This window comes from Acinetobacter sp. FB (assembly GCF_056033405.1).
Genome location: NZ_CM148502.1, coordinates 619,804 through 641,073, shown reverse-complemented (window position 1 = coordinate 641,073; position 21,270 = coordinate 619,804). Strand labels below are relative to the sequence as shown.

Genomic DNA, 21,270 nt, shown 5'->3' with positions numbered 1-21,270 from the left:
AATGAAACTTAAAGCGATGCCTAAAATCACAGTTCGTAATCCTGTTGCGCTCTCCCCTTTACTACAAAAAGGAGGAATCCACGAAACAGAAAAACCTAGAGCTCAGCACCGTCGAGAAAGACAAAATACCAAACAACAGCTTAGAAAAGAAGTTTGGTAAATTCTAGAAAATATTAATCAAACACATCAATCAAATTATTTTGCAGGAGCAATCAAAATGTTTATATATTCGAATCACTTGTATACAAACCCATATAAAAAAAGCGACTCATCAGAGTCGCTTTTTTTATTCAGTTCAAAAACTCTAATTATTGAGCTTGTTGACCTGGTTGTACTAGAACAGTACGGCTACCAGTGATCGCAGCGAATACGCGACGGTTCATAGCACGACCTTCTTTAGTTTTGTTGTCAGCAATCGGTTGATCCCAAGCAAAACCTTGAGTAGTCAAACGAGATTCGTTAACGTTATATTCGTTAACAAGCGCTGATTTAACAGAGTTAGCACGAGCTAAAGATAAACGTTCGTTTAACTTACGTGGACCAGTGTTATCAGTGTGACCTTCAATACGTGCAGTCGCATTCGGGTATTCAGCTAATTTCTCAGCTACTTTCGCGATTTCAGACTTGTATTGTGGTTTGATGTCAGACTTGTTCGTATCAAAGAATACGCGAAGTTCCATGTTAAGATCTTCAGTCAACTCTTGTGGTTGTGGAGCAACTGGAGTTGGTTCAACTGGAGCAACTTCTACTACTGGAGCAGCTGGCTTCAAATGACCACCAAGAACTACGTTTAAACCAGCAAGTGCTGTATAGTTCCAGAAGTCTTCATCGATGTTATAAGTACCACGAGCTTCTGTACGAAGAGATAAAGCATCATTTAAGCGCCAGAAAGCACCAAAACCTGCATTACCTAAAGTACCTTCTTCAGCTTCGTTGCCAGAAATTGATCCAGCACCTTTATATTTATAATGACCAGCACCTAACAATACATAAGGTTTGATTTTGCTATCATAATTTTTAGTAATTAAATCAGAAGTAACATAGAAATTACCATTGATTTGAGATTGCTTATATTCAGCGCCATCAATACCCTTTACATCACCTTTAACTTGGTTATATTCAGTTTCAAAACCTAACCATGGTGTTAATTCAACGCCAAGAGCTGCACCCACAAACAAATCGTCTTGAAGCTCAGGACCATCTGTTAGATGCTTATCAGTGCCATTGTTATGTTTAGTGTCTTGGAATGTGTAACCAAGCATTAATGGAGTTATTGTTACACCCGCATTAGCAGCAGCTAAAGGAGCAGCAACAAGCATAGCAAGTGCAATACGACTCAATTTCATGGATATCCTCCAGAGATAACAATTGTTTGTTGTTCAAGCTTAGCCGATGATTTTTGGCCCTGCGAACATAAAATGTTTACAGTATTATTTTTAAGCTATTCACTTCACTTTGAATCATACAAACACTTGATGAATTTTCCAAGTGCTTGATAACTTTAACCTCGTAAATTATTGACAAAATTTCTTACAATTTCCGTTGTAGTTCAGTAAATTTTCAATTCAACTTTAAAGTTCGAATAGCTTATTGTTCGCTTTCTTCAATTTTAGCAGCATTTGCTTCATGAAGTAATGGTTAGTTTTTCTAATACTAAACTTAATTTAATAAATACAGTAATTACTTAACACTTTGTTAATAAAAAAATTACAAAATTATCAAAAGGTAAAAAAATGTTAAAAGTTAAAGGATTCACTCTCAGTGAATTAATGGTAACACTTGCTATTTGTGCGATTCTAGCATGCCTCAGTTTACCTTATTTGAATCAATTATTGATTTCAAATGAAGTAAATCAAATGAAAAGAATACTCACAATTTACATACAAAAATCCAAATCTGATGCACAGATTTATCATAAAAATGTGACTTTATGCGCAAGTAAAGACTTAACTAGCTGCGATTCGGATTGGAACAGTGGACTAATCGGATTCCTTGATTTAAATGCTAATCGACAACGTGATTCAAATGATCCTTTATTGTATTCCAAAGCATTTAATTATAAGTATGGGAGATTAGATTGGAGAGGTACATTAAGAGTAAATTCACTTACTTTCCAAGGTGACACAGGCCTACCAAGAGGCTCAAATGGAAGCTTCTTTTATTGTATGAATGATTCTAATCATCATACCCAATTAATTCTCAGCAATATGGGACAAATACGTAGTAAGGAAATTACCACGTGTTAAAAACTCTTCAGTCTAGCTTAAACGACGTAAAATACTTTATTCGCATGGTTTTTTTAATATACTGCATAGGTTTTGAACATTCTCTGCAAATTATAAGTCTGGAGACACATAATGACTGACATCGTAATTGTCAACGGCGCTCGTACAGCAATGGGCGGCTTCCAAGGCGCATTATCAAGCGCAACTGCACCCGAATTAGGTGCAATCACGATCAAAGAAGCAATTGCTCGTTCGGGTTTACAGCCTACTGATGTAGAAGAAGTAATCATGGGCTGTGTGTTACCAGCAGGTTTAAAACAAGGCCCAGCTCGTCAAGCTATGCGTAAAGCAGGTTTGCCTGACTCTACTGGTGCAGTAACCATTAACAAGCTTTGTGGTTCTGGCATGAAAGCTGTGATGCAAGCTGCGGATATGATCAAAGCTGGTAGTGCTGAAATCGTGGTTGCGGGTGGTATGGAGTCAATGACCAATGCTCCTTACGTTTTACCTAAGGCACGTGCAGGTTATCGCATGGGTCATGGTGAAATTAAGGATCATATGTTCCTTGATGGTTTAGAAGATGCAGAAACTGGTCGTTTAATGGGATCATTTGCACAAGATATGGCAAATAAACGTAGCTATACACGTGAACAAATGGATGATTTCGCTATACGTTCTCTACAACGTGCACAGAAAGCAATTACTGAAGGTTATTTCAAAGATGAAATCGTTCCAGTAACTGTATCTAGCCGTAAAGGTGATGTTGTTGTTGATCAAGATGAACAACCATTAAATGCAAAAATTGACAAAATCCCAAGTTTGAAACCTGCTTTTGCAAAAGACGGTACAATTACTGCGGCAAATGCGAGTTCAATTTCTGATGGTGCATCTGCACTTGTATTAACCTCAAGTGACGTTGCCGTTGAACGTGGTTTACAGCCTTTAGCGAAAATTATTGCAACCGCATCAAATTCTCAACATCCTTCTGAATTTACGATTGCTCCTGTAGGGGCAATTGAAAAAGTTTTGAAAAAAGCTGGTTGGGATGCTCAAGACGTTGATCTTTGGGAAATCAATGAAGCTTTTGCAATGGTTACAATGTGCCCAATTGATGACTTCAAATTAGATGCAGAAAAAGTGAACATCAATGGTGGTGCTTGTGCACTTGGTCATCCAGTTGGTTCTACGGGTTCACGTATCATTCTTACGTTGATTCATGCACTTAAACGTACTGGTGGTAAAAAAGGTGTTGCGGCGCTTTGTATTGGTGGTGGTGAAGCAACAGCAGTTGCAATTGAATTGATCTAAACATTAATTCGATTAACTAAAAATCCTGCCAAGTGCAGGATTTTTTATTTTCATAATTACAAAAAATAATGCACCTGTTATTAAAATCCCGATAAGTTATGCACTGTATAAAAAAACAACAAGGAGTTCCCTCATGCAGTTGAACCATTATCTAAATTTTAAAGGACAAGCTGAACAAGCATTTATTTTTTATCAATCTGTTTTTGGCGGTGAATTCGCAATGATCAGTCGCTATGGTGATATGCCACCTACAGAAGGGATTATGTTATCAGAAGCAGATAAATGCTTAATTCTGCATGTTTCCTTACCTATTAATGAATATACCGTACTCATGGGTTCAGACGTTAATGATCAGTTCTGCTCTCCGAATAGTGTTTTCACCCAAGGCAACAATCATTATATTTCAATCAATATTGAACACGATGAAATGGAGGCACGACGTTTATTCAACCAGCTTTCTGTACGTGGTCATATTGAAATGCAATTAGAAAAAACCTTTTGGGGCGCACTGTATGGTGCTTTCACTGATCAGTTCGGAATCAAGTGGATGGTCAATTGTCAGCTTGAAGAATAAGATAATTTTGCTGATGCAATATAAAGCCTATATTGCATCAGCCACATTATTAACTTAAAGATTTCCGAGTATTTTCTTGACACCTACATCTTCAAAAATTTCAGAATATTGCTTCATAAAAACTGGTAATTGCTGTTTCATTTGGTCTTTCTGAATCACTGTCCATCGTGGCGGATAGATTTCATAACTTAGAAACTGTAGACGGCATCGTAAATGATAATAAAAATCCTGCCGATCTTTTTCAGTCTGTATATATTCTTGTTGAGTAACAAACCAATATAGCTGATCCCATAAACTATAGCCTTGTGTTAAATCGAGTCTCTGCTGTAATGACAGATTATCTTTAACTAAAGATAAGTACTGTTTGAGTTCGTCCAAAGTTGGTTGAGTATCACTATATACTTTTGCTTTAATAAAGTTGTGTGGTAATAACTTCTGTTGGGTTAATGCAAAATAATCTAAATACTGGTGAAATTGAATAAACTTTTGCTTTAACGCAAACACAACCAAAGCATTCGCAATCGGTTTAATTTCAATTTTTTTAATGATCTCAAAAAACTGTGCTTGCTCCCCTTTAAATAAAACCCATTGATATGCTCGAATTTTCACCTGCTGTGGATTGAGTAACTCTATCGGATACTGATTAAAATAATTTTTAAAATCAAAATTTTGCTGTCTTAATGCAAAATAAGCATAATCCATCACGGATAAAAAACGACTATGCCATAATTCAATAATATCATCAGTATTTAAAATTTTTCTTTGATATAAAATATCAAATAAATAATATTGCACATCTCTAAATTGACTATTTTTCAACTCAAATAATAATGTTTGGTCTGATTCATTTTGAGCAATATGATCTAACCAAAATTTACGCACGATTTGATCTTTCGCAACCTTCGATAATTCAAGTAATTGCTCCTGCTCAATCCATTGATGTTCTACAATATAATTCAATAGTACACGAGGTAATTGACCTTGTTCAGAAATAACAGTGCGCTGCAAATAATCTTTATTTTCAGCTACAGTATTCAGTAATAAATTTTCAATTTCAGGGACAGTGCGTACACGTTGTTGTACTGCGGCAATCTGTAAAAAATGATCTATACACAATTGAGCAAATTCAGGACGCTGACTCCAACGTTGGATATGCTGTGCTGCCAACTCTCGATTGATTTCCACATAATCACTTAAACGAAATAATAAGGCAGGAAACAGTTCTTGTTCGTAGCAATCCTTTAAATGTTCTAATGTCCGTTGTCGCGCATAACCATCATAATATCTCAATGACTGTAGTAACTCATCCAAACTCTTTTTAATAAATGGAATATCTACGATTTCTGGTTCAGGTTGAGGAATATTCGATTTACGTGTTTGTTCAAGCGCTTGGCGTTCTGCCAATATTTCGGCTGTATTTATATATGGCTCAGATGAGCAAAATATCTTTTTTAAAAATTTAAACACGTTCGTTCTAATTAAGACAATCTATTTTTATAACAAATTCTAAAATCACTGTCACCCCTTCTTAATATCAAACATCAATATTGGAATACTGAGCAATAATCATCAAACCTATGGTAATAAATCCAATCCCAATCCACCCTGCTACATCAATATGCTGTCCTAAAAAAACTTTTGCTAAAGCGGCTGTCGCAATAACACCTAGCCCAGACCAAAGCACATATAAAATCCCAGCTTGCATATACTTCAATGCAATCGCAGCACAAGTAAAAGAAACAAGATACAGAACCAAAGCGATTCCTTGGTCAAACTTATTGACTAAACCATTACCTTTGGCGGAATAAAAGGTAGAAAGCACATCGGTTGCGATGGCGAAAAGCAGCCAAATCACCCCAGGATTTATTTTTGCAATAAAGGTCAGCATTGTTATTCTTCAATCTATAAATTTTAAATAATACGCAATAAAAAAGCTGAACCTGAGTTCAGCTTTTTTACTTAAACGAGTCTAAGCACCTGTTTGGTAACTCGCTTGTGGTACTGCTGTTGATGCTTGATAAGGATTGGTGAAATCTTGAAGTCCAGCAGCGGCTTCATGAATATCCTTACCTTCTTTAACCACAAAGCTATCAAAGCCAGAACGTTTTAAATAGTTTAAAACATCTTTAAAGATATCACCGACAGCACGTAACTCGCCTTGATAACCTTGACGACGTAATAACGCAGCAAATGAATAACCTCGTCCATCATTGAAACCAGCGAACTCAATGAAGATCGCATCTAATTCATTTAATGGAAATTGATGAGTTTCAGGTGAATCATTAACAGTAATGTATAACGCTTTTTTAGCTTGTATATTTACCAATTGATCTAACTGAGCAGTTGTTACAACCACATTGCCTTGAGGAATTACACCATCTTCAGCAATCACTTGATAAGTATTATCAGCAATCGTGCCATCTTTAAACAGCACTTGTAGCGATGTATTAAGCATAAGCACGCTCCTTAAATGGTTGGATACCTACACGGCGATACGTATCAATGAAACGCTCACCTTCAGTACGTAGGTCAAGGTAAGTATTGAGGATTTCTTCAATTACATCAGGTACTGCATCAGCAGCAAAAGATGGTCCTAAAATATCACCGATAGACGCATCATGATTCGCGTTACCACCTAGCGTGATTTGATAAAATTCTGCACCTTTTTTATCTACACCAAGGATACCAATGTTACCCACATGGTGATGACCACAAGCATTCATACAGCCTGAGATATTTAAATCAAGTTCACCAAGATTATAGATCGTATCTAAATCATCAAAACGACGGCTAATCGCTTCTGAAATTGGAATTGATTTCGCATTTGCCAATGAACAGAAATCACCGCCAGGACAGCAAATAATATCGGTAATAAAACCAATATGCGCACGTGCCATATTGTTCTGTTCTAAGGTTTGCCACAATTCAAATAAATCTTTTTGTGGTACATCCACAAGTGAAATATTTTGCTCATGTGTGGTACGAAATTCACCAAAAGTGTACTTATCTGCTAGGTCTGCAATTAAGTTCATTTCTTCAGTGGTGACATCACCAGGAGCAACCCCTGCACGTTTCAAAGAAATCGTCACAATACGATAGCCTTTGACTTTATGTGCATTAGTATTCACGTTAAACCATTGTTTGAATTTAGGATATTCAGCAAACAATGCTGTGAAATCTTGATCTTCTAAATCTTGATAATCAAATGGAGTGAATTCTTCATCTAATTTTTTCAAGATCTCAGGCTGAATCTTCAATGCTTCACGTGTGTGTTCAAATTCGGCTTCAACTTTTTCGGCAAATACCTGTGGTGTTAATGCTTTCACCAAAATCTTAATACGTGCTTTGTATTTGTTATCACGACGACCATGCAAGTTATACACACGTAAGGTCGCTTCTAAATAAGCAATCAAATCTTCACGTGGTAAGAACTCACGGATTACACTACCAATAATTGGAGTACGACCTAGACCACCACCCGCCATGATTTTATAACCGATTTCGCCTGCTTCATTGCGAACGATATAAACACCAATATCATGGAAAGCTGTTGCAGCACGATCCGTTTCTTCTAAAGCAGAAACTGCAATCTTGAACTTACGTGGCAAGAACGCAAATTCAGGATGGAAAGTACTCCACTGACGAATCAATTCACACGTTGGACGTGGATCTGCAATCTCACCAGCAACAACTCCTGCAAACTGATCAGTCGTGGTATTACGAATACAGTTACCTGAGGTTTGTACTGCATGCATTTGTACTGTAGCTAGCTCAGCAAGAATATCAGGTACATTTTCTAAAGCAGGCCAGTTCAACTGAATATTTTGACGAGTTGAAACGTGGGCATAACCACGATCATATTCAGTCGCAATTTCAGCAATTTTTCTGAGTTGTTTAGTATTCATCAAGCCATACGGCACAGCGATACGGAGCATAGGTGCATAACGTTGCACGTACAGACCATTTTGCAAACGTAATGGACGATATTCGTCTTCGGTCAATTTTCCTGCTAAATAGCGTTCTGTTTGATCACGAAACTGAGCAACACGTTGGTTAATCAGTTGTTGATCGAAATCCGTATATAAATACATGGCGTATGGCTAGTCATTCATTATAAAGGCGACTAGCATAGCGAGCTTTTATTCATCAACAAAATGCTTTTTTTGCATATTTAATAACGATTTTATTGATAAGCCTATCTAATTACCACAAATAGAAAAAGCTCAGACGAATCTGAGCTTTTACAATCATTTTCTAAATGAAATTAGTTCTTATCTGGCAATGCATAAGCCACGAGATAATCTCCCATTTTAGTTCCAAATGAGCCATGTCCGCCGGCCATAATCACCACATATTGTTTGCCATTGGCTTCATATGTCATTGGTGTAGCTTGCCCACCTGCAGGTAAACGCGCTTCCCATAACTTGTCGCCATTCGATACATTAAAGGCACGTAGATAATTATCCTGTGTTGCACCGACAAACATCACATTTCCTGCTGTCGAAATCGAACCACCTAAACCCGGTACTCCAATTTTAACTGGCGGTAATTGGAACAATTGCGGCAAGCTGTCACGAATGGTACCAATACGTTTTTTCCAGACCACATCATGTGTTTTTAAGTCAACGCCAGCAACGTAGCCCCAACCCGGTTGCTTACATGGTAAGCCGAATGGTGAAAGAAACGGACTAATCTCTACCCCATATGGCGTGCCATACATTGGCTGCATCCCTTGTTCAGTTCCTGCGCCTTTTGCAGTTTGAGGACGATTAGGATCAGCTGGAACCAATCGACTGACAAATGGTAAGCCAATCGGATTTGTTACCGCAACTTGGCGATCAGCATTTACAGACATCCCGCCCCACTCAAACACGCCCAAATTACCTGGAAAAACTAAAGTTCCATTTTCTGAAGGCGGCGTATAGATACCATCGTAGTTCAAACGTTTGAATTTTACTCGGCAGATTAACTGGTCAAACATAGTCGCGCCCCACATGTCTTTATCAGTTAATTTATCTTTTGGCGCTAAGTTAAAATCAGAAAATGGTTGTGTTGCTGAATAATGTTCGCCTTTAGTTTGTGGTCCCCACTTCACAGTTTGTGGTACTGGTTTTTCAGTGACTGGAACTACGGGTTGCCCAGTGCGACGGTCTAAAACAAAGGCATTTCCTGTTTTAGTTAGAACATAAATTGCGGGAACCGTTTGACCTGACTTAACTTGGATATCTGCCAAAGATGGCTGTGATGGTACATCCATATCCCATAAGTCATGATGTGTGGTTTGAAAATGCCAAACCAACTTACCCGTTGTTGCATTGATCGCCAACATCGAGTTGGCATAACGCTCTTTTAACTCAGTTCGATCACCGCCCCAGATATCTGGTGTACCTACACCTGTTGGCACATAGACAATATCCAATTTTGCATCATAGGCAAGAGGTGCCCATGCATTTGGTGAGTTATTTACAAATGTGGTTTCTTGACCCGGCATTGCGTTTGGATCGGCTGCGCCCGTATCAAATACCCATAACAATTTCCCTGTATTCACATCATAACCACGGATGACACCAGAGGGTTCTTTATTAGAATAATTATCCGTGACTGAACCTGCAATCACCACAGTCGTACCAGAAACTACACCTGGTGAAGTTGGGTTATAGCCACCCGGATATGCATACGGCATGAACTCTTGCAAGTTCACCTCACCATTTTGACCAAAGTCAGAACATGCTTTACCCGTATCAGCATTAACAGCGACTAAACGACCATCATTGACAGGAACAAACACTTTACGTGGGCATTCGGTAGAGTCTGATTTTTTGCTTTGTAAGCTGCTTGCAAATTCACTGGTATTAGCGGCATCGTAGTACATCACTCCACGACAGGTTAAGTGCTGAAAGGTTTTATCAGTTTTGAGTTTAGGATCAAAACGCCATTTTTCTTTACCTGTTGCAGGGTCAATCGCAATCAAATGCTGATGGGGTGTACACATAAACATATTGTTGCCAATTTTGATTGGTGTGACCTGATTTGTGGTTTCACCCGAATCATTCCCTGTCTTGAAGTCACCTGTACGAAATGTCCAAGCGACTTTAAGATCTTTGACATTTTTTTCATTAATCTGGGTCAGTGGAGAATAACGTTCACCACCCTGAGTACGACCATATGCGGGCCAATCTTCTGGTGCAACACCAGTAATAGCTTTCGCTTGTGCAGGTTGCGGCGTTTGAATTACACCGTTAATTTCTTGGGGATCATTAAAAATTGAATACACCATGACCACAATCGCAATAGCTAGTGTCGATGACAAAGCAACTTTACTCGATGTCAGATTATAGATACCACGTGTAACTGCAGGAATCAGCAATAACAATCCCAAAATACCAAGAATATCGAGACGAGGTGCGAGTGCCCAAAAGTCGGTTCCGACTTCCCAAACACCCCAAATCACACTCCCTAACATCAATGCGGCATAAACCCATAAAGGTCCTGATGCACGTTTATGCAGTTGCACCGCTACGACTAGCAGAAGAACTCCTGCAACTACATAGTAAATTGACCCTCCGATGATCGCGAGCCAAATACCACCAATAAGCAAGTACAAAGCAGTAATTATAAAAATAATTACCGTTAATGTCCTAAGCACTGATTTTGAAGAAGATTGAGTCATACGATCACCTTACCTCTTTTATATTTTTAGAATCATTGAGAAGATGATCAATCTCCCCAACAGTCGGATACATAACAAAACTGAAACTTAGAAAATCGTTTGGAATTTAATACCGCCAACCCAAGTCTTATCACCATCTTTCAATGCACCAACGTGGTGTACATATTGAATATTTGGTCGAATAGTCAACCAATTGGTTGCATGAATGCCGTAATACAATTCCGTATTGTATTCTTCATCTAATAAAGGATTATTTTCATCATTGGCATGAATACGTGCTAAACCTAAAGCAAGTTCATCTTGTGGTCGTTGTTGTAATAATCCCTTATAGACCAAACCAATATTTTGCATATCTTTGATCGCGTTATTTTTTGAATCATGCACTGTGATATTTATAAAACCACTCAACCCTCGATCTGAGTCCGTATCTTGACGAATAAGTTGTTGCTTCGCTGTAAACCACCCACCTTGTTTATGTGAGCTTTTTGTAGGATTACTTATCTCAACTGCATCGGCTGTACTGTAGTAATATCCAAAGCGGTATTCACCGGAAAGGGATTGCTGACTTAGTCTTGGTGACCAAACAAGTTCTAATGGAATGATTGCACCACGTGAGCCATCTGTACTTAAATTAAAGCCCTTACCACGTTTAAGATTCTCAGGGTTATATTCATATACCCCGATTTGAGCATATAAGTCTGGCTGCAAATTATATTTAATACGTAATGCCCACTGACTCACAGGCCAGTTGTACCATTGATCACCGACCCAATTACCCACTTGAGAACCACATAAAGCTAGATTTTGAAAATCACAGGCGAAGCTGTTGAAATCTTCACCTTCTCCAAAACGCCCCACTTTAATATCTAAAGCTTGATCTAAAAATTTCTTCTTGATCCACAGATCGGTTAAACGCCAAGTTTGACCACGTCCCCAAACTTCTTGCACAGAACTTTGATGACCTTGTAAACCTTCAGCAGTTTGAGATAAGGACTGACCATCACGATAAGTTACCGTAATCTGTGCCTCAGTATCTTGCCAACCCAAAATTTTATTTAAGTCGAAATGAGTACCCAAAGCCAATTGTCCAGTAAATTCACTGCCATGACTTGAATGTTGTTTTGAGTCTAAAATACCTGCAAACTCACCGGTGTAATCTGCAGAAAAATTGTATCCTTGCTGTTCTAACGCAGAGCGTTGACCGTTCCAATCACCAAGCAGCCATTGACCATTCGGATCAAAAGCAGAAGCTGCCGGAGTCTGTTGAATAAATAAACTTAATGATAGAACGGATAAACAAGAAACAATCCGTGAATGAGAGATTGTCATGTTTGTGTAACCTTTTATATTCTTATTTATAAAAGGTTACTCTGATTTTTCTGATAACAATTTATTTAAAATGTTAAAGATCTGTACAACATCTTAACAATACAGTGATAAATCTCACATATTTTCTACCACTTTCCTCCACCCAAACCTTGACCAATAAAGGCATATTTAATTTGTGAACGAGAGAATTTAATTGGGCATGCCAATTGTGCTTCTGTTTGCTCAGAATTCTCTGACAATGGTACATTCACAACCCAGCCACGTTGTTCAGCAATCGGTGAAACTAATGCTTCATCAAGACTGAGAACAGGTTCGACACAAATATCTAAGTGATGAAAAAGCTGTTGCCATTCAGCAAAATCTTGGCTCTTAAACTTTTCCTGTAATGCTTGTTTCACCGCTTGGCGGTCTTCAGGGTCAAATGAAGCACCTTTTGCCATTAAGATTGGCAATTCCAAAGCTGCCGATAAACCCGCCATAAATTGTGGCTCTAAACTTCCGACAGAGAAATAACGCCCATCTTTGGTTTCATAATAATCATAAAAACTCGCACCATTTAACATCCCTTGTTCTGGTGCTTGTGGCGTCTGACCTGCCAAGCTCGCTGAAGCAGCCATGCTATTTAAACTCGCCACACAATCCGTCATCGAAATATCAATATATTGACCCATACCACTACGTTGGCGCTCTACAACTGCTGCCAAAATTCCAATCACGGCATGTAAAGAACCTCCTGCAACATCTGCGATTTGAATCCCTAATGGAGGTGGTCCACTATCTTGACGACCACTATGACCTGAAACACCAGCTAATGCGAGATAGTTAATATCATGCCCAGCACGATCTTTATAACTTCCTGTTTGGCCATATCCCGTAATCGAGCAATAGATTAAACGCGGATTAATCTCAGCTAAAGTTTCATAGTCCAAACCTAAACGGCGCATCACATCGGGACGGAATTGTTCCAAGACAATATCAAATTCAGAAATTTTAGTTTTGATCAGTTCAATATTGTTTGGATCTTTTAGATCAAGTGCAATCGACTGTTTATTTCGATTCAGATAACTGTGTGCAGTGGCTTGCCCATTGGCATAGGGTGGCATAATCCTTACTAAGTCTGGACGAGTTGGAGATTCCACATGGATCACTTCTGCACCCATATCCGCAAGATACATACTTGCAAATGGACCAGGCAATAAAGTAGAAAAATCTAGAACTTTCAATCCTTTTAAAGCAGATGGCATAATAATTTTTACTCGATTTGTTCAAATTTTCTTTTATACTAGGTTCGGATAAACACAAAAACAATGTCATGTTCAGCCATTTACCTTGATAGTTTCGGCAATTTAACATGTACAGAATGAGCAATTATTTTTCTTGTCAATTGCCCAATTTGATATTTTAGACGGTTATTTAGGTCAATTATCGTGAACAGTAAAGAAACTGAAGGATTCAATATGAGCCGTGATACGATCAGCATCCACTTCGTGAATGCGGCTTTAACAGGTGTTAAACGCCTAGGCATGGACGTTGAAACATTACTTTCACATGTCGGAATTGAGGCAGAACTGCTGCGTCAACCCAAAGCTCGAATCTCCCCTGAGCAATACACTCGCTTTGTCAAAATGTTATGGATGGTCACCCAAGACGAACATGTAGGTTTTGATGTACAGCCTCGTCGCTTGGGTACATTTGCCATTATGTGCCAATTAATCATACATTCGAAAACACTTGGACAAGCACTCGAACTTTCCTCACAATTTTACAAATTATTCGGTGATGAATGGTCTGTAAGTTTAGAGCGCGATAAACACGAAGCTCGTTTAGTGCCTCACATTCCTAAAGCGCTTGACCCTGATCATTTTATTACTGAAAGTATGCTGATGATTTGGCATGGACTTGCATCATGGTTAATCGAACGTCGACTACCTTTGGAACGTGTTCATTTTGGCTATGAACGCCCTAACCACGCCGATGAATATGATGCGCTATTTTTTGCACCAGTGATGCAATTCGATGCACCGCGTACGGAAATCACCTTTGCTGCTGATTATCTGGATTTACCAATACGTCAAGATGACAAAACCTTAGAAGAGTTTTTGAAAGCGGCACCTGCACAATTACTGGTGAAATTTAAGAATACCAACTCACTCACTTCACGTATCCGAGATGTATTGAAGAGCCAAATTGGTGAAGAAATGCCAACCTTGAATGATGTTGCATCAATGTTGTATTTATCACCTCAAACATTGCGTCGCCGTTTGGCTGCAGAAGGTAAAAGTTATCAAGGGGTTAAAGATGCCTTACGTCGTGATGCTGCAATCCATTTATTATTAACACCAAACCTAACCCTTGAAGACGTTGCTCAACAGGTCGGCTTCAGCGAAACCAGTACCTTCCACCGTGCCTTTAAGAAATGGACAGGTGTTACTCCTGGTTTATATCGCCAATTGCACGGACATCATTCATAAATCATATTTCCAAGTTAGTCTGATCATGCTCAGGCTATCTTGGAAATTTCAATCACTCAATTTAATCTAAACATCTATTATTAGCGATCTCGTGCGGCTTGAATAAGTTTCACGGCATTGTTCCCCGTCACCTGCCAAGTGAGACAACGTACACTACCGCCCATTGGACAAACATTTTCAGCATTGATTGGAATGACTTTCTTCGAAGTGTTTTGCTTGATGATCGTGAGTGCTTTCTGATCATGCGGCATATTAAAGGTTGGTACATAAATATTGTGATAAGTGACCGTGGCATTCAAATTCACACCACATGCTGACTCAAAACCTTCCCATTGACCTTTCGGATTGGTCTTATACTCAACAGGCACTTCCACAATTTTTGCAGTTGGAAACGAAGTTTTTAACTCCTTCATTACTGCTGTTCTAAATGATGGTGTTTTTGAATAGTCATTCACAAGCAAGGTATTTTTATCCACCCAACTGACCATGCCATCTGAATGTGCCAACACTTCTTCGTCAGGCTCTAAAATGGCAACTTCGGTTGCACCCAACGTAGCTTTTAACTCTTGTTTGGCCTCGTTATAGCTAAGCCCGTTATCTTCTATAAAACGTGTAGTGGTAATTACACGGCCCGCATAATCATCGACAAGGTTCCCCCCATCAAGCATCAAATCAGTTTTGGCTCTGTGAATTTGATAACGATCAGCTAACTGACTAAAACTTTTTTGTACTTCTTTACTTTGCTTTTGGGTCATAGATGCCCAAGTATAGGTAAATTGCACGGGCTGCATTGGATTAACAGTAGTAAAATCACGCATCCAGATATCACGCACATCATCCACCAGTAAAATGTCTTCTGGCACTTTGCCAGTGAAATATGGTTTGGTGTCTTTATCAACCAGAATCACCACATTATCATTGCCCAAAATGGACTTGGCGTAATCGATCTGGAAATCGACAATCCGTTGAAAAGCAGATTTGTAATACGGATCATGTACAGAAGGCGCAGACAATACCAATAGCATTTTGTCATCAGCAACTTGATTAGAATACGTTTGGCTCACTTTATTTTTATCCTCAACTGTTTTGTTGTTTTCAATATTCCGTCCAGATGAATCGCATCCAAAAAGTGACAAGATCAATGCCATAACAGCATAGTGACGCTTTAATTTTATCATGTGCTTTCGCCCATTTTTTCTATCAATCATTTCCAAACACTAGTCTAATCGAAGATCTCCTAATACATGCAGAAAAATACCAATATTAACAATTGGCTTGATCACTTGCTGAACCCATCAAATTGGCTAAAAACATCAAACTTGCCAATGTTTATCATCATTGCACTGCCACTTAAATTGAGTACACTCGAAGCACAATGATTTTAATTTAAGGCAATACAAGGAACAGCTATGAGCGAGGCCTATATTATTGATGCCATTCGCACACCACGCGGAAAAGGAAAAAAAGACGGCTCATTACATGAAGTAAAACCAATTACTTTACTGACAACATTATTGAATGAATTACAACAACGCCATCAACTCGATACCTCTAAAGTCGATGATATCGTTCTCGGTTGTGTGACACCAATTGGTGATCAAGGTGGGGATATTGCCAAAACTGCTGCGATTGCTGCAGGTTGGAATGATGATGTCGCTGGCGTACAAATCAATCGTTTCTGTGCTTCTGGTTTAGAAGCCGTGAACTTGGCAGCACAAAAAGTTCGTTCAGGTTGGGAAGATGTTGTGGTTGCTGGCGGTGTGGAGTCAATGTCACGCATTCCAATGGGTTCTGATGGTGGTCCATGGGCGCTTGATCCAGAAACCAATTTAAAATCGTCTTTTGTACCACAAGGTGTGGGTGCAGACTTAATCGCAACTTTAGATGGTTATAGCCGTGCAGATGTAGATGCATTTGCGGTCGCTTCGCAACAAAAGGCTGCTGCCGCTCAGGCAAATGGTTATTTCGATAAATCAGTTGTGCCTGTGAAAGATCATGCAGGTGTAACAATCTTAGAAAAAGACGAATTTATCAAAGGGACAACCACCGTTGAAGGTTTAGCAAAACTGAATGCTAGCTTTGAAATGATGGGACAAATGGGCTTCGATGCAGTTGCATTACAGAAGTATCCTGAAGCACAAAAAATTAACCATGTTCATCATGCAGGTAACTCATCAGGTATCGTTGATGGTGCTGCGGTAGTGTTATTGGCTTCTGAAAAAGCAGTCAAAGAGCAAGGTTTAAAACCTCGCGCCAAGGTGCTTGCAACTGCATTAGTCGGTACAGATCCAACCATTATGTTGACTGGCCCTGCTCCTGCTGCACGTAAAGCATTAGAAAAAGCAGGCTTAAGCATCGACGATATTGATTTATTTGAAGTGAATGAAGCTTTCGCAGCTGTGGTGATGCGTTTTATTACAGAACTGAAAGTTCCTGCTGAGAAAGTCAACGTCAACGGTGGTGCGATTGCGATGGGACATCCATTGGGTGCAACTGGTGCCATGATTCTAGGAACTTTGCTAGATGAATTAGAGCGTCAAGGTAAAAAACGCGGTCTAGCAACATTATGTGTCGGTGGTGGTATGGGTATCGCTACCATTATCGAGTTGGTGTAAGGAGAGCAACATGAGCGCTATTAAATACGAAAAAAACGCTGACAATATTGTAATTCTTACACTGGACTCATCGGGTCAATCTGCAAATACCATGAATGCAGAGTTCCGTGATGCTTTAGATGAAGTCAGTCAAAAACTTAAAGCTGAAACTGATCTGGAAGGTATTATTTTCCGTTCAGCTAAGAAAACCTTCTTTGCTGGTGGTGACTTAGATGAGCTGATTCAGGTACAACCTGAACATGCCACTGAATTTTTCAAGATGATTGAAAAACTCAAAGGTGACTTACGTACAATCGAAACTTTAGGTATACCTGTTGTTGCAGCTTTAAACGGTACTGCGCTTGGCGGTGGCTGGGAAATCGCTTTAGGTTGTCATTATCGTATTGCCATCAATGATCCAAAAACTAAATTTGGTTTACCTGAAGTGACTTTGGGCTTACTGCCAGGCGGTGGCGGTATCGTGCGTATGGTGCGTCTGCTCGGCTTACAAAATGCATTCCCGTTCCTCATGGAAGGTAAGCAATTTGGTGTCGATAAAGCAAAATCTCTCGGCTTGGTACATGACACGGCTGAGAATGAACAAGAGCTGTTAGAAAAAGCAATTGCTTGGGTAAAAGCTAATCCAAAATCACAGCAACCATTTGATGTGAAAGGCTACAAAATCCCGGGTGGCAGTCCAAGCACTCCTGCGGTGGCACAAGTGCTTGCGATTGCTCCTGCAATGCTACGTGACAAAACAAAAGGTTGCTACCCTGCCCCTGAAGCAATCATGGCGGCTGCGGTTGAAGGTGCTCAAGTTGATGTAGATACCGCGCTTCGTATTGAATCACGTTACTTTACACAACTAACTGTCGGTCAAGTGTCGAAGAACATGATCGGTACATTCTGGCATGGTCTCAATGCAATTAAATCTGGTGCGAGCCGCCCTGCGGATATTGCTAAATGGCAAGCAACCAAGGTTGGTGTATTAGGTGCAGGCATGATGGGTGCAGGGATTGCCTACTCAACCGCAATCAAAGGCATTCCTGTCGTACTCAAAGACGTATCTGTTGAAAATGCAGAGAAAGGCAAAGCTTACTCGCAAAAGCTACTTGATAAACGTGTTTCACAGGGTCGTATGTCAGCGGAAAAACGCGATCAAGTGTTAGCACTGATTACTGCAACCGCTGATGCAGCTGATTTACAAGGCTGTGATTTAATTATTGAAGCAGTATTTGAGAATCAAGAACTCAAAGCTAAGGTGACTCAAGAAGCTGAACAGTATTTAGCTGAAGGTGGAATATTTGCATCGAATACGTCTACCCTGCCAATCACAGGTCTAGCCACAGCAAGTAAAGATACCAAAAACTTTATTGGCTTACACTTCTTTAGCCCTGTAGATAAAATGCAATTGGTAGAAATCATCAAAGGCAAAGAAACTTCTGCTGAAACATTGGCGAAGGCTTATGACTTTGTACAACAAATTGCTAAAACGCCAATTGTGGTGAATGACAGTCGTGGCTTCTTTACTAGCCGTGTCTTTGGTACGTTCATTCAAGAAGGAATGCGTCTTCTTGCTGAGGGCGTGCATCCAGCGAAAATCGAAATGGCAGCGCTCAAAGCAGGTATGCCTGTGGGGCCTCTTGCGATTCAGGATGAAGTGTCTTTAACTCTGACTGAGCATGTTGCAGGAGAAACGCGCAAAGCACTGCAAGCTGAAGGTAAAGACTTACCTAAAACCCCAGTAGATGAAGTGGTTCACACCATGATTCACGAGCTGAATCGTAAAGGTAAAGCAGCGGGTGCAGGTTTCTATGACTATCCTGAAAATGGCAAAAAACATTTGTGGGATGGGCTCAGCCGTTGGACGAAAGCCAATGATATTTCTGAACAAGATATGATTGATCGTTTCTTGTTTGTTCAAGCACTTGATACTTTACGCTGCTATGAGGAAGGCGTTCTGGAATCAGTCATTGATGCCAATGTCGGCTCGATTTTTGGGATCGGTTTCGCACCGTGGACAGGTGGAGCGATTCAGTTCCTCAATCAAAACGGCGTTAAGCAATCTTTACAGCGCTCAGAAGAATTAGCTGCTAAATACGGAGAACGCTTTATAGCACCCGCATTACTTAGAAAACATGCTGAATCAGGTGAAATATTTAAATAGTATGACGCTTTTACACTAAGCTGTTTATATGCCCTCCCTCTTTGATCAAAGGGGGAGGAATATTTATTTTAGACCTTTAAAAATTAAGGTTTAACCTAAGAACCAAACTCTTTGCGGCACAGGTCGTTCCACGACTTGCTCAGGTTGTTCTACTACAACTGGCGCTTTCACAATATTAAAAGATCGTGTGAGATGATTCACATGGCTTTGCAACTCGGTATCATCTATTGTTTTAGCATAATCAATGAGATGCTGTGCATATTCTTGATTTTCCACCATATAAAGTACATCAACTACACGACCCGTTACCCGTCTTAAACGCACATAAAACTGCGTAACAGCTGCAAAAACATCCGTATCCGTTGAATCCAAAATCATTCTTTTCTCCATCATATTTTGTTTTTCATCAATATTGTTATGATCTTCAAAATAGATAATTGTCCTTAAAAAAAGCTCAGCTTCTTATCTACCTTGAAAGAATCTGTGTTCATTGTATTGAATACTATGGCTATTTTAACAATCCGATCCCGTAATCCATATTGGACAAAAGTCGATTTTTGATTTGCTTATTAACATCTGCACACGGAGTGGATTATACTGTTATGTTATAAGGCTATTTATTTTCTCTCTTTAGGAAAAATCCTATGTCTGAAAAACTCTGTCCAGAAACCTCTCCTTGGGGTTGGAAAGCACTCATTATCACCTGTATTTTAAGTTTCCTTTTTATGGTGATTTTTTACTTGGCGATGAACAACGAACCAGATTATATGCCAATGAATCAGAAGAAAGCAGCAGCTCAATCTGAAATGTCAGAGTCATCGATGACAACCGAAACAATGCATGCGGAGCATGAACATAATCACTAAAATATTATTGTCGATCATGATGAATCCGTGCTAAACAGGGATTTATCATGTTATTCGAGATTTTCAATGCTTCACCAAAATCGTCAGGCACTGGTTGTTGAAGGTGGTGGAATGCGTGGTGCATTTACCAGCGGTGTCTTAGATGCATTTTTACAGCAACAATTTAATCCTTTTGACCTATGTGTTGGTGTTTCTTCTGGTTCAACTAATGTCGCAAATTACTTAGCTGCTCAGCAAGGCCGTACTCTACAAATCTATTTAGATCATTCACTTCGCTCTGAATTTATCCATTATGGTCGCTTCTTTAAAGGCGGTGATTTATTGGATTTAAAATGGATGTGGGATGTAGTTGAAAAAGAATATCCTTTAAATCAGACACATCTGTTTGAAAATCATCCTGAATTTTATATGGTGCTCACCCATGCGATTTCAGGTGAAGCCACTTATATCAGAGCATCTAAAGACAATATTTTAGATGGATTAAGAGCATCTAGCTCTATCCCCGTCCTCACACGTCAAGCAGTTGACGTATTTGGTGAACCCTACTTTGATGGCGGTGTTGCGGATGCCCTCCCAATACATTGGGCTGCTCAGCAACATGATGTTTCGAAACTTATGGTATTGCGAACACGGCCAAAGAATTATTATAAAGCCAGCAGCAAAGGTGATCAGTTGCTCGCTAAATATGTGTTTAAACAAAAACGTGGTTTTGCAGAAAGCTTGCTCAACAGAACTCAACGTTATAATGATTCGGTGCAATTTGTTCGCTCAGCGTCAAAACAACTAATTCTTGAAGTTTGCCCCCCTGATCTAAAAAACATGGCAGGTCGACTTTCTAAAAACAAAGCAAAAATTCGCTATAGCTACGATGTGGGTATAGAAACGGGTTTAAAAGCGATTGAGGATTGGAAGAACCTCTGAGTTTGCACAACCAAATCTTGAATGAATCATGATTGAATAATTTGGTTATTTCTATCCCAAATTATTCAATCATTTATGCTTTTTTCTATTTTAAATATCTACAATGCGATTTTTTTAACTGACTTTTGCAGACTCTTACGCATTG

19 protein-coding genes are annotated in these 21,270 nt (G+C 39.4%); 9 read left to right on the top strand and 10 right to left on the bottom strand.

The genetic code is table 11. The features are described from left to right. Nucleotide 1: 1 nt before the first annotated feature. Complete coding sequence (locus tag AC0JIQ_RS03070) at nt 2-160, top strand: hypothetical protein (RefSeq protein WP_474202602.1); 159 nt, start codon at nt 2-4, stop codon at nt 158-160. A 148-nt stretch (nt 161-308) separates the two neighbouring features. Here AC0JIQ_RS03070 and omp38 read toward each other — a convergent pair whose 3' ends face one another. Beyond that, nucleotides 309-1,346, bottom strand: a complete 1,038-nt coding sequence (gene omp38, locus AC0JIQ_RS03065; protein WP_241307096.1) for an outer membrane protein Omp38 — start codon at nt 1,344-1,346, stop codon at nt 309-311. Nucleotides 1,347-1,733: 387 nt separating this feature from the next. Here omp38 and AC0JIQ_RS03060 point away from each other — a divergent pair, with 387 nt between their 5' ends. The 3 genes from AC0JIQ_RS03060 to AC0JIQ_RS03050 all read left to right on the top strand — a co-directional run bounded on the left by AC0JIQ_RS03060 (nt 1,734) and on the right by AC0JIQ_RS03050 (nt 4,107). Then, nucleotides 1,734-2,246: a GspH/FimT family pseudopilin gene (locus AC0JIQ_RS03060; RefSeq protein ID WP_050041455.1), complete on the top strand. Its 513-nt coding sequence runs from the start codon at nt 1,734-1,736 to the stop codon at nt 2,244-2,246. Between the two features lie 111 nt (nt 2,247-2,357). Further along, complete coding sequence (locus tag AC0JIQ_RS03055) at nt 2,358-3,533, top strand: thiolase family protein (RefSeq protein WP_474202601.1); 1,176 nt, start codon at nt 2,358-2,360, stop codon at nt 3,531-3,533. A gap of 133 nt (nt 3,534-3,666) precedes the next feature. Next, a complete protein-coding gene (locus AC0JIQ_RS03050; RefSeq protein WP_474202600.1) occupies nt 3,667-4,107 on the top strand; it encodes a VOC family protein in 441 nt (146 codons plus the stop codon). A gap of 54 nt (nt 4,108-4,161) precedes the next feature. Here AC0JIQ_RS03050 and AC0JIQ_RS03045 read toward each other — a convergent pair whose 3' ends face one another. The 7 genes from AC0JIQ_RS03045 to AC0JIQ_RS03015 form a co-directional block, all read right to left on the bottom strand. Then, nucleotides 4,162-5,511: a hypothetical protein gene (locus AC0JIQ_RS03045; RefSeq protein ID WP_474202599.1), complete on the bottom strand. Its 1,350-nt coding sequence runs from the start codon at nt 5,509-5,511 to the stop codon at nt 4,162-4,164. Nucleotides 5,512-5,641: 130 nt separating this feature from the next. Next, the gene (locus AC0JIQ_RS03040) at nt 5,642-5,995 is read right to left on the bottom strand and encodes a DMT family transporter (protein ID WP_474202598.1); all 354 of its coding nucleotides are present in this window, start codon (nt 5,993-5,995) and stop codon (nt 5,642-5,644) included. 81 nt (nt 5,996-6,076) lie between these two features. Further along, nucleotides 6,077-6,562 (bottom strand): DUF934 domain-containing protein, encoded by a 486-nt coding sequence (locus AC0JIQ_RS03035; RefSeq protein WP_474202597.1) that lies wholly within the window; start codon nt 6,560-6,562, stop codon nt 6,077-6,079. After that, nucleotides 6,555-8,198: a nitrite/sulfite reductase gene (locus tag AC0JIQ_RS03030; RefSeq protein ID WP_474202596.1), complete on the bottom strand. Its 1,644-nt coding sequence runs from the start codon at nt 8,196-8,198 to the stop codon at nt 6,555-6,557. The genes AC0JIQ_RS03035 and AC0JIQ_RS03030 overlap by 8 nt, the downstream gene beginning before the upstream one ends. 173 nt (nt 8,199-8,371) lie before the next feature. Next, nucleotides 8,372-10,777, bottom strand: a complete 2,406-nt coding sequence (locus AC0JIQ_RS03025; RefSeq protein ID WP_474202595.1) for a glucose/quinate/shikimate family membrane-bound PQQ-dependent dehydrogenase — start codon at nt 10,775-10,777, stop codon at nt 8,372-8,374. Between the two features lie 87 nt (nt 10,778-10,864). Continuing rightward, on the bottom strand, nt 10,865-12,085 hold the full coding sequence (locus AC0JIQ_RS03020) for a carbohydrate porin (RefSeq protein ID WP_474203216.1): 1,221 nt from the start codon (nt 12,083-12,085) through the stop codon (nt 10,865-10,867). 146 nt (nt 12,086-12,231) lie between these two features. Further along, nucleotides 12,232-13,350 carry a CaiB/BaiF CoA transferase family protein gene (locus AC0JIQ_RS03015; RefSeq protein WP_474202594.1) on the bottom strand — a complete coding sequence of 373 codons (1,119 nt, stop codon included), beginning with the start codon at nt 13,348-13,350 and terminating at the stop codon, nt 12,232-12,234. Between the two features lie 213 nt (nt 13,351-13,563). Between AC0JIQ_RS03015 and AC0JIQ_RS03010 the strand changes: the two genes are divergently transcribed. Next, on the top strand, nt 13,564-14,577 hold the full coding sequence (locus tag AC0JIQ_RS03010; RefSeq protein WP_004664725.1) for an AraC family transcriptional regulator: 1,014 nt from the start codon (nt 13,564-13,566) through the stop codon (nt 14,575-14,577). Between the two features lie 80 nt (nt 14,578-14,657). Here the strand turns inward: AC0JIQ_RS03010 and AC0JIQ_RS03005 are convergent, their stop codons facing one another. Next, nucleotides 14,658-15,755, bottom strand: coding sequence for an agmatine deiminase family protein (locus tag AC0JIQ_RS03005; RefSeq protein ID WP_474202593.1), 1,098 nt, complete (start codon nt 15,753-15,755; stop codon nt 14,658-14,660). A 231-nt stretch (nt 15,756-15,986) separates the two neighbouring features. On the opposite strand from AC0JIQ_RS03005, the gene AC0JIQ_RS03000 reads away from it, so the two are divergent. Both AC0JIQ_RS03000 and AC0JIQ_RS02995 read left to right on the top strand, forming a co-directional pair. Continuing rightward, nucleotides 15,987-17,192 (top strand): acetyl-CoA C-acetyltransferase, encoded by a 1,206-nt coding sequence (locus tag AC0JIQ_RS03000; RefSeq protein WP_474202592.1) that lies wholly within the window; start codon nt 15,987-15,989, stop codon nt 17,190-17,192. 10 nt (nt 17,193-17,202) lie between these two features. Continuing rightward, a complete protein-coding gene (locus AC0JIQ_RS02995; RefSeq protein ID WP_474202591.1) occupies nt 17,203-19,338 on the top strand; it encodes a 3-hydroxyacyl-CoA dehydrogenase NAD-binding domain-containing protein in 2,136 nt (711 codons plus the stop codon). A 90-nt stretch (nt 19,339-19,428) separates the two neighbouring features. On the opposite strand, the gene AC0JIQ_RS02990 is transcribed toward AC0JIQ_RS02995, so the two are convergent. After that, nucleotides 19,429-19,716 (bottom strand): hypothetical protein, encoded by a 288-nt coding sequence (locus tag AC0JIQ_RS02990; RefSeq protein WP_004664733.1) that lies wholly within the window; start codon nt 19,714-19,716, stop codon nt 19,429-19,431. Between the two features lie 266 nt (nt 19,717-19,982). On the opposite strand from AC0JIQ_RS02990, the gene AC0JIQ_RS02985 reads away from it, so the two are divergent. Together AC0JIQ_RS02985 and AC0JIQ_RS02980 are read left to right on the top strand one after the other, a co-directional pair. Next, the gene (locus AC0JIQ_RS02985; protein WP_474202590.1) at nt 19,983-20,204 is read left to right on the top strand and encodes a hypothetical protein; all 222 of its coding nucleotides are present in this window, start codon (nt 19,983-19,985) and stop codon (nt 20,202-20,204) included. Nucleotides 20,205-20,270: 66 nt separating this feature from the next. After that, a complete protein-coding gene (locus AC0JIQ_RS02980; protein WP_474202589.1) occupies nt 20,271-21,125 on the top strand; it encodes a patatin-like phospholipase family protein in 855 nt (284 codons plus the stop codon). Nucleotides 21,126-21,270 lie beyond the last annotated feature (145 nt).

What these genes read in the sequence shown, in the direction of transcription:
- AC0JIQ_RS03070 (WP_474202602.1), top strand. Translation starts at nt 2, where the DNA reads ATGAAACTTAAAGCGATGCCTAAAATCACAGTTCGTAATCCTGTTGCG.
- omp38 (WP_241307096.1), bottom strand. Translation starts at nt 1,346, where the DNA reads ATGAAATTGAGTCGTATTGCACTTGCTATGCTTGTTGCTGCTCCTTTA.
- AC0JIQ_RS03060 (WP_050041455.1), top strand. Translation starts at nt 1,734, where the DNA reads ATGTTAAAAGTTAAAGGATTCACTCTCAGTGAATTAATGGTAACACTT.
- AC0JIQ_RS03055 (WP_474202601.1), top strand. Translation starts at nt 2,358, where the DNA reads ATGACTGACATCGTAATTGTCAACGGCGCTCGTACAGCAATGGGCGGC.
- AC0JIQ_RS03050 (WP_474202600.1), top strand. Translation starts at nt 3,667, where the DNA reads ATGCAGTTGAACCATTATCTAAATTTTAAAGGACAAGCTGAACAAGCA.
- AC0JIQ_RS03040 (WP_474202598.1), bottom strand. Translation starts at nt 5,995, where the DNA reads ATGCTGACCTTTATTGCAAAAATAAATCCTGGGGTGATTTGGCTGCTT.
- AC0JIQ_RS03035 (WP_474202597.1), bottom strand. Translation starts at nt 6,562, where the DNA reads ATGCTTAATACATCGCTACAAGTGCTGTTTAAAGATGGCACGATTGCT.
- AC0JIQ_RS03030 (WP_474202596.1), bottom strand. Translation starts at nt 8,198, where the DNA reads ATGTATTTATATACGGATTTCGATCAACAACTGATTAACCAACGTGTT.
- AC0JIQ_RS03025 (WP_474202595.1), bottom strand. Translation starts at nt 10,777, where the DNA reads ATGACTCAATCTTCTTCAAAATCAGTGCTTAGGACATTAACGGTAATT.
- AC0JIQ_RS03015 (WP_474202594.1), bottom strand. Translation starts at nt 13,350, where the DNA reads ATGCCATCTGCTTTAAAAGGATTGAAAGTTCTAGATTTTTCTACTTTA.
- AC0JIQ_RS03010 (WP_004664725.1), top strand. Translation starts at nt 13,564, where the DNA reads ATGAGCCGTGATACGATCAGCATCCACTTCGTGAATGCGGCTTTAACA.
- AC0JIQ_RS03005 (WP_474202593.1), bottom strand. Translation starts at nt 15,755, where the DNA reads ATGATAAAATTAAAGCGTCACTATGCTGTTATGGCATTGATCTTGTCA.
- AC0JIQ_RS03000 (WP_474202592.1), top strand. Translation starts at nt 15,987, where the DNA reads ATGAGCGAGGCCTATATTATTGATGCCATTCGCACACCACGCGGAAAA.
- AC0JIQ_RS02995 (WP_474202591.1), top strand. Translation starts at nt 17,203, where the DNA reads ATGAGCGCTATTAAATACGAAAAAAACGCTGACAATATTGTAATTCTT.
- AC0JIQ_RS02990 (WP_004664733.1), bottom strand. Translation starts at nt 19,716, where the DNA reads ATGATTTTGGATTCAACGGATACGGATGTTTTTGCAGCTGTTACGCAG.
- AC0JIQ_RS02985 (WP_474202590.1), top strand. Translation starts at nt 19,983, where the DNA reads ATGTCTGAAAAACTCTGTCCAGAAACCTCTCCTTGGGGTTGGAAAGCA.
- AC0JIQ_RS02980 (WP_474202589.1), top strand. Translation starts at nt 20,271, where the DNA reads ATGCTTCACCAAAATCGTCAGGCACTGGTTGTTGAAGGTGGTGGAATG.